Raw genomic sequence first — 419 nt, 5'->3', positions numbered from 1 at the left:
CTACACGGCCAGCACGGAAGCGTCCTTGCGTCTCGCACAATGGTTTTCGGAAAGAAAAGAGGTTGCGGCCGTCATGCATCCGGCATTCGCCGGGAGCAAGGGCCATGAAAACTGGAAACAATATTTCACGGCGTCGACGGGCCTGTTCAGTATCGCATTCGGCGCATTCGTCCCCACCACGAAAATAGAAGCATTCCTCGGAGCGCTGACACTCTTTCACTTCGGCTTCTCATGGGGAGGCCCCACCAGCCTGGTGATGTTCTACGGCAAGGACAGCGCTTGCGCACAGCAGTTGGAGAACTCCCGACCTGGTGCGGGCTGCATCGCACGGTTCTGGCTCGGCCTGGAAGACAGCGCGGATTTGGCCGCCGATGTATTCAACGCCTGGTCATCAGCCTTCGAAGCGTAGCGGCCTGGGG

Annotated in this window: 1 protein-coding gene; it reads left to right on the top strand. The window is 59.2% G+C overall.

Features of this window, described 5'->3' with window-relative positions:
* Positions 1-409 (top strand): PLP-dependent transferase (locus tag GVN67_RS29350; RefSeq protein WP_200845466.1); only part of this gene is annotated, 409 nt, incomplete at its 5' end.
* Between the last annotated feature and the right edge of the window lie 10 nt (positions 410-419).

It is taken from the genome of Roseomonas sp. 18066 (assembly GCF_902706185.1).
Taxonomy (GTDB): domain Bacteria; phylum Pseudomonadota; class Alphaproteobacteria; order Acetobacterales; family Acetobacteraceae; genus Pseudoroseomonas.
This window is presented reverse-complemented; position numbering and strand designations above follow the sequence as displayed.